Origin of the sequence: Corynebacterium lactis RW2-5 (assembly GCF_001274895.1) — a bacterium.
GTDB classification, from domain to species: Bacteria; Actinomycetota; Actinomycetes; order Mycobacteriales; family Mycobacteriaceae; genus Corynebacterium; species Corynebacterium lactis.
On the sequence record NZ_CP006841.1, the window covers coordinates 2,630,693 to 2,643,472 of the forward strand.

The window sequence follows — 12,780 nt, forward strand, 5'->3', positions numbered from 1 at the left end:
CTAGCAATACGCTTTCTTGGCTGCTTTAGCAATGGCGCTCGCCACTGTTGCGGCGTCCGCCTTCGTGCGTCCTTGGGCGATCAGTTGCCCGGCCATCGCGTCCGCCATGGCCTTGCGCTCGGCCTCCGGGATCTCCGCACAGGTCGCTCGACCTGCACCGATGAGCTGATCCTCGATGCCCGCGACGTCTACCTTCGCGGCGATGATGTCGTCGAGATAGCCCCCGTCGGCCTCGCTCAGTGGCATCTGCCCGTCCGGAGCCTCGTCGACGCGCTTGGCGCCCGGCTCGTTGATCTCGGGCTCCTTACTCGTCGTGCTGCGCGGCTTGTCCTTCTCCGCGCTTTCCGACGCCGCCCCGGCCGAGCTACTCGACGCCTTCGCGGAAGAGGACACGTCCTCGGAGTTCACAGTGGCATCACCACAGGCGACAATGCCGAATGCCAGCAGCGTTGCCGTTGCCAAGGCCGCGCCGCCGCGGATCAGTCCGCTGCGCCAGGGCTGAGTTGCGTTCTTGTTCATGGGTTTAGTTCCCCTCGCCTGCGGGCGCAGGCTCAGCTGCAGGAGCCGGAGCCGGACGCTCTTCACGCTTCTCCACAATCTTGCCGTTGAGCTGACGAATCCAGCCTCCTTCAAACTGCTGCTCCAGGCCACCGGCCTTGACTGGCTGCAGCGGTCCGACAGGGTAACCGAACGGGCCGTTTTCGTAACCTGTCTTGCCCCAATGGTCAGCGATGTCGCTGGAAGCTACCGGCTGGGCACCGGTCTCCGGAGTCCAGTAGATGGCGCCGTGCTCAAAGCGCTGGAAGGCACCGCGAATTAGCTTTTGCTCGTCTCCATCCACGGGAAGACCGAGGTCAGAGCCTGCGCCACCAAGCTCCTGGTACTTCTTGCCAATTTCACCGCGGACAATGCGTGGCGCTTCTTCGCCGATCTTGACCAAGGTTCCACCCTCGAAGTCCTGGGCAATACCGCCCGGGATGTCGCGGCGGTTGCCCTTCGGGTAGCCGAGCGGGCCGGTCTCGAATCCGGAGTTACCCCATGCGTTCATCATGTCGCCCATAACCTCGTGAGCGCCGCCCTCCGGGGTCCAGTAGATGGAGCCCTTTTCGAAGTGGACGAACCGGCCCTTGCCATCGGGTGTAGCCAGCTCGCTGGTCAGTGGGTAGCCAAGGTTCGACTTCGCTCCACCGAGCTCGTTGTAGCGGGATCCGATGCGCCCCCACACCACGTGCGCGCCGGTCTCCGGGTGCCAGTACGCGGTACCACCGGTGAAGTCCTGCTTCACGCCGCCGTTTCCGGCATCGTACTCGTCGGAAAGGCAGGTACCGATGCCAGGCAGGGAGGCCACCGCCTTCTCGATATCCCCACCGACGCGACAGACGGCACCGCGATCCGAGTCCGGTAGGGAGAGGGCGTCGGCAAGCGTAGGCCACGCCTGGCTGACCTCGAACTGCCAGTAGGGCCAGGTGTGCGTGCCCGAGCTGCGGAAGTTCACCACAGGCTTCAGACCGGCCGCGCGGGCATCGCGAAGGAAGGTTTCACTGGTCATGCGGGAGAGCACTTCGAGGGCAAAGCCGGTCGGGTTGTTCGGCTTGGTCGGGTCGATGGTAGAGGGCACATCCCACTCGCCAGTATTGCCGTTGCCTGCGGAGATGTACAACGACATGTCCTTTAGCTTGTCGACGTTTAGCTTCGGATCATTGTCCTTCCACCGCTGCGAGCCAAGTGGACCCCACATCTTCGTGGCATCATAACCGCCGGAGTTCTTCATTGCGACGGCCATAGCCTGTGGCATTCCCGGGGAGCTCATATCGAGGTAGCCGGAGAGACTGCCCGCGAATTTCCACAGCTCCGGGGTATGCGCGGCTATGTTGTAGGCACCAGTCGCCCCCATTGAAATACCGAAGATACCGCGAGTGTCATTGCCGCGGAACCCATTGGTAATTACCGGCACGAGCTCCTTGGTGATGAACGTCTCCCACTGGTAATTCTTGCCATTGTCCGGCTGGTCCCAGTCCGCGTAGAAGGAGGACTCACCGCCGGCCGGCATGACGACGAGCACGTTCTTGTCCTCGTAGAAACGCTCGATGTTGGTGGCGCGAATCCAGCCGGAGTAATCGTCGAAGGAAGCCATGCCGTCGAGGTGGTACACGCTCGGGAAAGTGCGCTCGGGGTCGCGGTACCAGTCGCGCGGGAGCAGCAGCTCCACCTGAATCGGCTTCTCCGGCATTGCTGCGGAGGCGATATGCAGCACAACGTGATGGTCGGTGTACCAGTCAACCTTCTCCACGCTGACACCCGACGGAAGATTCGCCACGGACGGGGTCTCCGTGCGGAACGGGGTACGCGGCGGCCCTGGCATCGGCTTTGGCATGCCGAGTCCGCCGGGGACAGCCTGCGCCAATTCCTTCGATTGCGCGCCCTGCTGCGCCTGGGCCAGGGCGTTCTTGCCCTCGGTGGACTCTGCCACCTTGTTCACGACTTCCTGGGACTGGCCGGTTGCGCGGGCGATATCAGCCGGGCTCATGCCCTTGCCCAGGGCATCCAAAATCGCCTGCGCGCCTGCGCGGACGTTCGCGTCGATGCCCTGCGAGGTTACCTCTTGATAGCTCGGCAGGTTCTGCTGCCCCGCCGCCTGGTCGGGCGCGGCAACGGCCAACGGGGCGCTGATTACCAGCGCAGCCGGAAGAGCCAGAATTGCGGTCATCGCCCGCGACGAGCGTCGGAAAGCGCCGACCCGGCCGCGGAGGAAAGTAGCGGTTTCGCGCATAAGAAGGCTTCCCCTTCGTGTGAAGTCATTTGAGTATTTTTAGAGGCGAAGCTGCGCACCGGGACGGCTGACCTTGGCCCGGCCCCGAAGGTTCCCCTCCTCCGGCACGCAGAGCTCAGAGCGATCAACGACCGCGGATACTTGCGGTGGCGAGATTAGTCACTAATCACACCACAGAGCTTCACCCTTTACTTTAAGGTTCGACTTCAATATTTACCCTGCCACCGCGACTAGTGGGTAACGACACACTCAAAACACGCGCAATCAAGGTTAAATACAGGCTGAGGCCGCACTTTGTTGGCGTGCTGTCCCCGTGTTGCCGCCGTCGGGCCGCACTTGTTGGCGCGAGATCATGATGTTGTTGCGCTATAGCGCATACACAAGTGAATATTGCGCCAACAAGTGACCTCAGCGTCTGACCTCAGCGTAAACTTCACCAGCGAAAAACACGCAGAACGGCCAGCTCTATAGAAAAAGGCCGGCCCTCAGGTGAGGACCGGCCTTCATGAAGTTTTTAAAACGCTAGGACGATGGCACTAAGGCCTTCGGTTCTTGCTGACCTTACAGGCCGAGCGCAGCCAGGATGGAGGGACGAGCCAGAGCTGCATCGCGGCTCCACGTTTCCCAAGAGTGGATACCATTCGGGCTGTAGGCAAAGGTTGCATTCAGGCCCGCAGCACGAGCATCACGCTCAAACTGCTGGGTGGAAGCGCGGGAGATGGACTCCATCACGGAACGCCATACAGTATCCGGAAGCTGCGGAACTGGGCGCTTGAGCACCTCCGGGTCACTCCACAAGCTCGGGACACCGTTTGCAGAAGAGATGTACATCGGCAGACCCTGCAGTTCATTGAATAGCTTCGACGGATCGTGAGCCATGCGCTCCGGGGAAGCCGGAATCGGCAGACCCCACATAGCGGTCGGGTTTACAACACCCGTGGTAGCGACCATCGCGGTGGTACCTGCGGCAACGACCGGGTTGGAAAGCTGGTAGTAGCCGGACAGTGCTGTGACGTGCTTGAACTGATCACGGTGACGAGCGGCCGTAGACATAGCGGCGGATGCGCCCATAGACAGGCCAGCGATTGCGTTACGGCTCGGGTTCACACCGAACTCATTCTGAAGGTAGACCGGCAGTTCCTGAGTCAGGAAGGTCTCCCATTTCTGAATCTTAACGCCATCACGGGTGACGGCTGGAGCATTCCAGTCAGCATAGAAGGAGGCGTCACCAGCAGCCGGAGCCACCAGAGTGATGTTGTCATTTGCGAAGGTTTGGGCGATGTTGCCGGACCAAATCCAACCGGAAGCACCCTTGTTGTAGCCATAAAGACCATCGAGCATGTACAGAGACGCGTCGCCACCACCGGTAGCAGCCTTGATCTGGACCGGAATATCACGTTCCATCACACCTGAGTGCACCTGGCAGTACTGGACCCACCAGTTGTACGGATCCCACTCACAGCCCGGGCGCAGACGGTCACGGTTCGGATCAGCGCTTGCATCCTTTGCTGTAGCAAGGACGACACCGCCGATGACCAGCGCAACAGCAACAAGAGCAGCGATTACCTTAGCCATGAAGCTACGCGATACTGCAGTGAAGCTCATCGTTCTCCTCAAAAATCTTTAAGACTTACCTCAGCGTCGATAGCACGGAGGCAGTCACACCTAGAGGGCTGCTTCCAGTTGCGACGCAAAACAACTGGAGATCGGACGTAGTGATCTCAGGACTGATACGTTACCCAATCGCAACCTACTAGCCAAGTCCGTTCGTAACCTTTCTGTAATTTTTCTCAGAAGGTTTTTAAGATGATGTATTTACCTGCAAAAATACATCACTGTAACTTGAGTAATCTAACTCACAAAGCATCCATGATGCCTACGGGAGGCTACCCCAGAGCCGGGACGATATAGACCGCAATCGCAATCGAGATCATCCACAGCACGGCCAGAGCCTGCAGCGGTCGGTCGCGCAGCGCAATCTCGTCCGGGCTGCCCGCATCGCCGCGGTCGACATCGGCAGCGAAGCGCAAAATGGCGACAGTGAACGGGACCATCGAAATCTGGTACCAAATCGCCGACGCCGAGGAGGTACCGGCAACTCGACCCATCTCAAAGCCCCACAGGGCGTAGGAGAGCACAACCGCGGTTGCAGCCAGAGTCCACACGAAGCGCAGGTACGTCGCGGTGTAACCCTGCAGCGATTTGCGAATTTTCTTGCCCGTACGCTGCGCTAGAAGCAACTCCGCGTAGCGCTTGCCCGCCGCCATGAACAGCGAGCCGAACGCCGCAACCAGCAGGAACCACTGCGAGAGATGAATAGATGCAGCGACGCCACCGGCCATTGCACGGAGCATGAAGCCGGAAGAGACCAGCGCAATGTCAATCACCGGCTGGTGCTTCAAGCCGAAGCAGTAGCCCAGCTGCAGCACAATATATACAGCCACGACAATCGCGAGCCCCGGGCCAGAAGACGCCAGCCAGGACACAGCAATCGAAGCAACGATAAGCGCGACCGCCATAGCGTAGGCCATGTTCACAGGAAGCACTCCGGCCGCGATCGGGCGGAAGCGCTTCGTCGGGTGCGCGCGGTCCGCCTCTACGTCGCGGGCATCGTTGACGAGGTAAATCGAGGACGCCGCCATGCAGAACGCGACAAACGCCACCAGCACGTCCACCACCAGCGTGCCGATATCGGCACCGCCGTTGATGATCTCGTTGCCCCCGGCCGCGGGCGCCGCAATGACCAGGACGTTCTTCACCCACTGCTTCGGGCGAAGCGCCTTAATCATGCCGTCGAGCAGGTTCTTCGGAGGCTGCCCCTGCGGGAACGACGGCTCATCGATTCCCGAAGTGTGCGGCTCCGAACCCAGTCGCGTCGCATGATCATGCGCTTCCGACGACGCCGTCGACGGCACGTTATTGTTCTCCGCCTGTGTCACTGCGCTTTCCTTTCCGACCGAATTGTTGCACCGCTTACTCGCGGCCGAATGACCTTATCACCAATCTTGTCGACGGCAACCGCTGTCGACGCACCGAGCGCTGCACCGAGTGCGACATCCGTCGGGTAGTGGACTCCCAGCACCAGACGCGAAAGCATAATCGCCGGCACACCAACCGCCGGTGCCGCGCCGTAGCCGAGCGCTGCCAACCCCACCAGCGCCGCCGTGGTCGACGTCGCGTGCGAGGAGGGGAAGCTCAGCTTGCTGGGCGTGCCGACGCCGATAACAATCCTGGGATCGTGAGGGCGCGGTCGGCGCACAATGCGCTTGATGACAACCGACGCCGCGTGCGAGGTGAAAGTGGCAACGCCGACCTTCGCCCAGTCGACACGGCGCTTGCTGTCCACCGCGACGCCAAGGGCCGCCAGCCCCATCCACCCGAGTGCGTGCTCGCCGAAGAAGCTCATTGCCCGGGCGGCCGGGATAACTCCGGGCACCTCGTTCAAAGCGCCCTGGATACCGACCAGGAGGTCGGACTCTCCGAATGGGTCTCCCGTGATAGGCGAGCCATTAATTTTCGAAGACATCAGCCCAACCCTTCCTGCTGGTCAAGTGCTCGTATGCCGCGCGGTAGCGGCCCTGTAATTCCTCAAAGCGCTCCGCGACCTCGCGCTGCAGCGCCCACGATTGGCGCAGCAGCTCCTCCGCCTTGTCGCGGTCACGCTGGCGGTATACCACACCCCGACCGTCGGCAGTCGACACCGTCGCACCGTCAACTCGGGACAGGGAGAACCAGCGCGCCTCGATTGGCGCGAGGTTAGCCTGCGGAGTCTCGTGATGCTTTTCATCCGCCGGGCGCAGGCTGTGCAGCAGGCCCTTGGCCAGCCACGCCACCTTCTTCACCTTGCCGAGGCGACCACCGATATCCTTCGTCGGCACGCCCGGGATACCCGAGGCGCGCGGAAGGTCACCGGCGCTAGGCAGGACGACGGCATCCGGGAACTGCTTGCGCATGGCATTGATGCGCGGCAGCGAAGTCTCGAGGATGTCGAAGAGGCGCTCAGGGCCAGCGAGGAAGTCCTTCATCGCCTCGTTCTGGATCGCGACGGTGGAGTACTCCAGGCAGAGCAGGTGCTTGAAAGTCGCCTTACGCATGGACTTTACGATGCCCGCCGGGCCACCGTCGTGCTGAAGCGCCGCGACAATCAGGCGGTTGCGCAGGTGGAAGTACGCCTGCCAGTCGATGGCATCGTCCTTATCCGACCACGCCATGTGCCAGATGGCGACGCCGGGCCATGTGGCCGTCGGGAAGCCTGCCTTGCCCGCGCGGAGGCCGTACTCGGCGTCGTCCCATTTAATAAACAGGGGCAGCGGCTGGCCGATGGTCTCGGCGGCGACGCGCGGAATCAGGCACATCCACCAGCCGTTGAACTCCACGTCGATGCGGCGGTGGAGGTCCTTGGAGTCGACGACCTCGCCCGAGGCGTTGGTGCCGTGCTCGCCGCGGTCGCGCAGCGGATGCGTGTAGAAGTCGTGGTCGTAGTGGACGTGCGGCGCGGAGGTCCACATGAAGTCGTGCCGGCCGATGACCTCACCCATCGAGTGCAGGTGGCTGCGCTCCTGGAGGTTCAGCATCTGGCCGCCGACCAGCATCGGGGACTTCGCAAACCGGCCCACGGCCACCGCACGCAGAATCGAGTCCGGCTCGATGGCGATGTCGTCATCCATGTAGAGAATGAAGGGGCTGTCGGTCGCGCGCTCCGGGTCCGACTCCGGTCCGCCGAGAGCCTCGTACATGATGCGCGAGTAGCCGCCCGAACCACCGAGGTTGCCCTGCGGGAAGATCCGCAGGCGCTCACCGAAGTGCTTTGTGACGGCATCGAAACCGGGCTCATCTGCAGGATGCTTCGTGCCCTGATCCGGCATCAACACGGCGTCGATGATGCCGTCGACCTCCGGATCGGAGGAGAGGGCCTCCAGCGCTGCGACCGCGTCGGTCGGGCGGTTGAAGGTCGGGATGCCGATGGTCACGCGGCCCGCAGGCGCCGGGTGGACGGAGCCGTCCGGGTGCGTCTGCTCCGGCGCTGCAATGTCCGAGTACCAGGCCGCCGAGTGAATCTCGACGTCCGTTTCACAGGTCAGGTCGAACCAGATCCAGCCACCGTCCTCGAACTGAGCCAGCGACACCGGAATCTCGCAGACGTTGACCTTTTTGCCGTCGATCTTCGCGGCGGCGCCGGCGGCGGCATCGGAAAGCGAACCGACAACCTGCCCGGTCACGGCGATGCGGGCGCCGTCGATCTTCGAGCGGTAGATGTCCACGCGGGCGGTGCCGGAGAGCTCCAGGCGCAGCACAACGTTGTCCAGGTTGGTCCAGCGGCGCCAGTAGCTGGCCGGGAAGGCGTTGAAGTAGGTCTCAAAACTAACCTCATCACCTGCGGGGATGGTCGCCGAGGTGCGCGAATGTGCCTGCACGCGACCGGCGTTGGTGTCCGGCTCCACCAGGTAAAGGGAGCGAACATCGCGGGGCTCGCCGAGCTTCGGCAGCAGGATGCGCTGCAGGCGCTCCACGGCGAGGCTGGATGGCTTGGCCGAGGTTTCAGGCTTCGATGCCATAAGACGTATCAACCGCTTTCCATGAGATTCATCCGGGAAAATCCCAGAACTTTTCTCATAAAATCCTAGTGCCACAAGCGGATCACGGCACTCTGCCACGCTCGGCAGGCGGGATTGCATCCTAGCTGGAAATGAGATCTTTCAACTGCTGCGCAATCTTCGTCGCTCCAATCGGACCAAGACCCAGCCCCCACAATCCATCGTCAACGCGATGAGCGCGCCCCTGCTGAACAGCGCTCAGGTTCTTCCAGCCGTTGCTTCCGACAACTTCCGCCTCACCAGTGGCATTAGCGGCACCGTAGCTACTGTAAAACAGGTAATCAGCCTCGGCCTTATCAATCTCTTCTGGTGAGATTTCTGCAGCTAGCTCATCAATATCCTGCGATTTGGGGCGCTGGAAACCAGCATCACGCAAGACAGTGCCGATCAGCGACTGGTGCCCGTAGAGACGCAGCTTTCCCGGCAGGAAGCGCACCATAGAAACGGTAGTGCCGGGCTTGACCTCGGATTTGATGTCTGCGGCGGCGCGGTCGTAGGTGTCCATTACCTCCTCGGCCTTCTTTTCACGCCCTAGCGCTTCTCCGGCCAGTAGGAAGTTTTCTTTCCAAGTGGAGCCGGGCCGGATTGCGAAGACAGTCGGGGCGATCTCACTGAGTTGAGGGTAGAGCTTCTCGGCGCGCAGTTGGCTACCGATAATGATGTCCGGCTTGAGCTCAGCGATCTTTTCAATATTCAGTTCGTTGGTCGTGCCAATTGTCTCTACATCTTCAACCTGGTCCGCCAGATACGCAGGAATGGGGTCCGCGCCCTTCGTCGTGGCCATTCCCACAGGTTTCACACCTAGCGCCAATACGGCGTCTAGCTCTCCTGTTTCCAGCACCACGACACGCTTTGGCTCGGAGGCGATAGTGGTGGTTCCCATTGCATGGGTCACGTCGCGGGGGAATTCGCCTGGTTTGGCATCTGAGCCAAACTTAGCGGTCTTTTCCGCTGCGCTACCGAATTCTTTGCCGCCGGTAGCAATCTCACTGCTGGCGGCCTGCTTTTCCGCGCCATGCCCATCGTCTTTACCCGGCACGCATGCAATCAACGTCAAGGTCAGGGCCGTTAGCATGCCAACAGCAGCTGCGCGGATGGTACCGCTGCCCTTCAGTCCATTTTTCATGGTTGGCTATGATAGCCTAAATCGGTAAAGATGACCTACCTTTAAGGTTCTCCTTGTCCCTTGAGAATTCTTCGCCCATCGGCACCATATCCAGCTGCGGGCCCAAAAGAGATAAATCGAGCTCTGGATTCGCCTTAACGACTATCGCTCTGCTCGTCCTGACGCTTGCACTATGTGTGAGCAGCCTTAGCCTCGGCGCTCGTACCATCCCGCTTGCCGACGCCCTCACGGCGCTAATGAGCCTCAATCCTGCTAGCACTGAGTATTCCGTGATCCTTGAGCGGCGAGTACCCCGAACAATAATTGCTATTGTTGCCGGCTCTGCTTTGGCCAGTGCCGGGGCATTGCTGCAGGCAATAACACGCAACCCCTTAGCCGATACCGGAGTACTGGGAATCAATGCCGGAGCAGCCTTTCTCGCCGCTGTGGCGTTGAGCGTATTAGGCTGGACCTCCCCCGTAGCCTTCGTCACGATGGCACTAATTGGGGCCCTCGCCACGATTGCACTCGTCTGTCGAATCGGTCTCGATAGCTCAGGGGGAATTGCTCCGCTAAGACTAGTCCTAGCGGGCATAGCCGTCGGCGCCATTTTGGAAGGCATTTCCGATGGCCTCGCCCTCGTGGACCCACAGGCATTTGCACGTCTTCGTGCCTGGATGCTCGGGACAGTAGATATAGCCGGATACCAGCAAATCGTCATCTCCGGCATCGGCCTCATAATCGGCTCCGCCCTCGTTTTCCCACAGCTCGGAAGCATCAATTTGCTGAGCCTGGGTGACGAATCCGCAGCCGCTCTTGGGGTAAACCTCAAGCGCACCAGGGCGCTCATTATCGTAGCGGTGACCATTATGGCAGCTGCCACGACTGCTGCCGTCGGGGTCTTTGCTTTCGTCGGCCTGGCCACTGCCCATATCGTTCGCAGCCTCGGCTTTCATGATGACCGCAGCATCATCTGCCTGTCTGCAGTCGCTGGACCGGCATTGCTCCTTCTCGCTGACGTAGTGGGTCGGCTCATTATCGACAGCGAGTTACCCGCCAGTGTAGTGGTGGCGTTCATCGCTGGCCCCATTCTTATCGCTTCCGCTCAAAAGGACCTGTACCAACGTTGATTTCCGCACAGAATCTGGCCACTATCCGAATCGGAGTCTTCAGCAGACAGGTCGAGCGCCGCACGTCAATTATCCTGTTTGTCGCCCTTGCAGTGTTGGCGATCTTAATCTTCATATCGCTGTTATTTCCCGGTGCGGGCATTACTACCGCCGAGGCGATCGGAGTTCTTTTTCCTCGGATCCGCACTTCTCACACACCTGAGTTTGCCAGCACAGTGGTTACCCAATGGCGACTGCCACGAACAACTGCAGCAGTCGTTATCGGTTCCGCATTGGCTTTATCGGGGACTTTGATGCAGGTCATTACCCGAAACCCACTTGGTTCCCCCGATATTCTCGGCTTTAATACCGGCGCTTATACCGGCGCCATCCTGGCACTTTCCTTAGGCTTTGGCAGCTTCGCTAGCACCGCGCTAGCCGCGTTCCTCGGAGGCATGGCCGCGGCGTTCGTCGTCATGGCTTTTGCTTTCCGACGCGGCACCAGCGGGCTGAGATTAATCCTGACGGGCCTGGGTGTTGCGATGATGCTGTCGGCGCTGAATAAGTGGCTGATCCTGCGCGCAGATATAGAAAGCTCCATGTCGGCGGCCGCCTGGGGCGCCGGTTCTCTAAACGGACTTCGCTGGTCGCAAGTGTTTTATGCCAATATCGTCCTAATCACACTCATTGGCCTGACACTTTTCTGGCAACGCTACATTGACGCTCTGCGCCTCGGCGATGATACCGCGAAGGCGATTGGCGTGTCTGTGGCGTGGCAACGACGGATTACCGTCGCCGTAGCGGTAGCACTTACCGCCTCCGCAACAGCATTGGCAGGACCTATTAGCTTTGTCGCTCTTGCAGCCGCGCATATTACGCGTTTGTTGACCAGGTCGGTTCGTCTTCCCCTACTGACCACGGCAGCTGTTGGAAGTTGTTTGCTCCTTGCATCAGATATTGCGGCGCAGCGCGTCTTCGCCCCCGTTCAACTCCCGGTCGGTTTAATTACCGTCGCCCTGGGCGGAGTCTATCTGCTATGGCTCATGCACTTTGACCAAAGAAAATAGCAACACCCAAACTCAACAGGCAATATCCAAAAACTTGCATCCCATGAAACTCACTCGACACACTCCATCTGTTTCCGGCCAAAGCCGCCCAACCGTTCCCGCCATTGCTACTCCCGCAGTCACCACTTCACAGCTGACCATCAAGTTAGGCGGTCGCACGATTATTGACCGTCTTGACCTCGAAATTCCAGCTGGGAAAGTCACCGCAATAATTGGACCAAACGGCTGCGGCAAATCTACGCTACTCAAATCGCTGTGCCGTATCCTCGAGCCGTCGGAAGGCGAAATTCGGATTGGAGGAATCGATATCGCCACAGTGTCGCGGAAAAAACTTTCGCGGCGAGTGTCCCTTATGGCGCAGTCGGCGCAGGCACCGGATGGAGTGACGGTGCGGGAGTTGGTTGGACGTGGCCGTTTCCCCTATCAGAGTTGGTTAAGGCAGTGGAGCGAAGCGGACGAAAGGGCTGTCGACAAGGCGTTGAAGCGCGCGAACCTGGGCGAGCTTGCTAACGCACGGATGCAGAATCTCTCCGGCGGGCAGCGGCAGCGAGCATGGCTCGCCATGGTTCTAGCTCAAGAGACCGGGGTTATGCTTCTCGACGAGCCCACCACCTACCTGGACATCGGGCACCAGCATCGACTGTTAAAGCTGATGACCAGCCTCAAAGACGATGACCGTACGATTGTCGCGGTGCTGCATGATCTGCAACAAGCGGTTCAATACGCCGACCATCTGGTTGTTATGAAAAGTGGCAGAGTCCTGGCTACCGGGGCACCAGCGGAGGTTATCAATCCCACCTTACTTCGCGAGGTTTTCGACGTGGACGCGGAGGTTGTCCGCGCTGGGCAGAGCGAGCATGTGGTGGTGCTGCCGCGATAGCGGGCACATTAACAAACAAGCCCATGACCAGCATCTTTGCGCAATTAGTAAAGCTGTTATGGTCAAGGCCTAAGTCAGAGATTCGTGACATTTTAGACACCGTGCAAATCCATACGGAGCCCAAAGATTTCACTAGGCTGTTGGCATAAAGTCTCAGACCATCCATAAAGCACCCACTGCCGAAGCAACAATCAATTGCTGTCAATAGCAATCAGAGTTGCCTCTCTAACGGCACCCCCGCCCTATTGCCTACTC

Annotated in this window: 10 protein-coding genes; 3 read left to right on the forward strand and 7 right to left on the reverse strand. The window is 60.1% G+C overall.

The window, feature by feature from the left end; all coding sequences use genetic code 11:
- The 7 genes from CLAC_RS11575 to CLAC_RS11605 all read right to left on the reverse strand — a co-directional run bounded on the left by CLAC_RS11575 (position 1) and on the right by CLAC_RS11605 (position 9,490).
- On the reverse strand, positions 1-519 hold the full coding sequence (locus CLAC_RS11575; RefSeq protein ID WP_053413048.1) for a DUF732 domain-containing protein: 519 nt from the start codon (positions 517-519) through the stop codon (positions 1-3).
- Positions 520-523: 4 nt separating this feature from the next.
- Positions 524-2,770: an alpha/beta hydrolase-fold protein gene (locus CLAC_RS11580; protein WP_053413049.1), complete on the reverse strand. Its 2,247-nt coding sequence runs from the start codon at positions 2,768-2,770 to the stop codon at positions 524-526.
- 561 nt (positions 2,771-3,331) lie between these two features.
- Positions 3,332-4,375, reverse strand: a complete 1,044-nt coding sequence (locus CLAC_RS11585) for an alpha/beta hydrolase (RefSeq protein ID WP_053413050.1) — start codon at positions 4,373-4,375, stop codon at positions 3,332-3,334.
- Positions 4,376-4,656: 281 nt separating this feature from the next.
- Complete coding sequence (locus CLAC_RS11590) at positions 4,657-5,685, reverse strand: decaprenyl-phosphate phosphoribosyltransferase (protein WP_281175611.1); 1,029 nt, start codon at positions 5,683-5,685, stop codon at positions 4,657-4,659.
- A gap of 20 nt (positions 5,686-5,705) precedes the next feature.
- Positions 5,706-6,296 carry a phosphatase PAP2 family protein gene (locus tag CLAC_RS11595; RefSeq protein WP_053413051.1) on the reverse strand — a complete coding sequence of 197 codons (591 nt, stop codon included), beginning with the start codon at positions 6,294-6,296 and terminating at the stop codon, positions 5,706-5,708.
- Complete coding sequence (locus CLAC_RS11600; protein WP_053413052.1) at positions 6,280-8,325, reverse strand: glycosyltransferase; 2,046 nt, start codon at positions 8,323-8,325, stop codon at positions 6,280-6,282. The genes CLAC_RS11595 and CLAC_RS11600 overlap by 17 nt, the downstream gene beginning before the upstream one ends.
- Positions 8,326-8,446: 121 nt before the next feature.
- Positions 8,447-9,490, reverse strand: a complete 1,044-nt coding sequence (locus tag CLAC_RS11605; RefSeq protein WP_053413053.1) for an ABC transporter substrate-binding protein — start codon at positions 9,488-9,490, stop codon at positions 8,447-8,449.
- A 158-nt stretch (positions 9,491-9,648) separates the two neighbouring features.
- Here CLAC_RS11605 and CLAC_RS11610 point away from each other — a divergent pair, with 158 nt between their 5' ends.
- From CLAC_RS11610 to CLAC_RS11620, 3 genes are read left to right on the forward strand one after another with little or no spacing between them, the layout of a single operon-like run.
- Positions 9,649-10,599, forward strand: a complete 951-nt coding sequence (locus CLAC_RS11610) for a FecCD family ABC transporter permease (protein WP_053413437.1) — start codon at positions 9,649-9,651, stop codon at positions 10,597-10,599.
- Positions 10,596-11,645 (forward strand): FecCD family ABC transporter permease, encoded by a 1,050-nt coding sequence (locus CLAC_RS11615; RefSeq protein ID WP_245621890.1) that lies wholly within the window; start codon positions 10,596-10,598, stop codon positions 11,643-11,645. The genes CLAC_RS11610 and CLAC_RS11615 overlap by 4 nt, the downstream gene beginning before the upstream one ends.
- Positions 11,646-11,688: 43 nt before the next feature.
- Positions 11,689-12,525, forward strand: a complete 837-nt coding sequence (locus CLAC_RS11620) for an ABC transporter ATP-binding protein (protein ID WP_082313417.1) — start codon at positions 11,689-11,691, stop codon at positions 12,523-12,525.
- Positions 12,526-12,780 lie beyond the last annotated feature (255 nt).

Excerpts from the sequence above, each read along its gene's own strand:
- CLAC_RS11575 (WP_053413048.1), bottom strand. The coding sequence starts at position 519 with ATGAACAAGAACGCAACTCAGCCCTGGCGCAGCGGACTGATCCGCGGC.
- CLAC_RS11580 (WP_053413049.1), bottom strand. The coding sequence starts at position 2,770 with ATGCGCGAAACCGCTACTTTCCTCCGCGGCCGGGTCGGCGCTTTCCGA.
- CLAC_RS11585 (WP_053413050.1), bottom strand. The coding sequence starts at position 4,375 with ATGAGCTTCACTGCAGTATCGCGTAGCTTCATGGCTAAGGTAATCGCT.
- CLAC_RS11595 (WP_053413051.1), bottom strand. The coding sequence starts at position 6,296 with ATGTCTTCGAAAATTAATGGCTCGCCTATCACGGGAGACCCATTCGGA.
- CLAC_RS11600 (WP_053413052.1), bottom strand. The coding sequence starts at position 8,325 with ATGGCATCGAAGCCTGAAACCTCGGCCAAGCCATCCAGCCTCGCCGTG.
- CLAC_RS11605 (WP_053413053.1), bottom strand. The coding sequence starts at position 9,490 with ATGAAAAATGGACTGAAGGGCAGCGGTACCATCCGCGCAGCTGCTGTT.
- CLAC_RS11620 (WP_082313417.1), top strand. The coding sequence starts at position 11,689 with ATGAAACTCACTCGACACACTCCATCTGTTTCCGGCCAAAGCCGCCCA.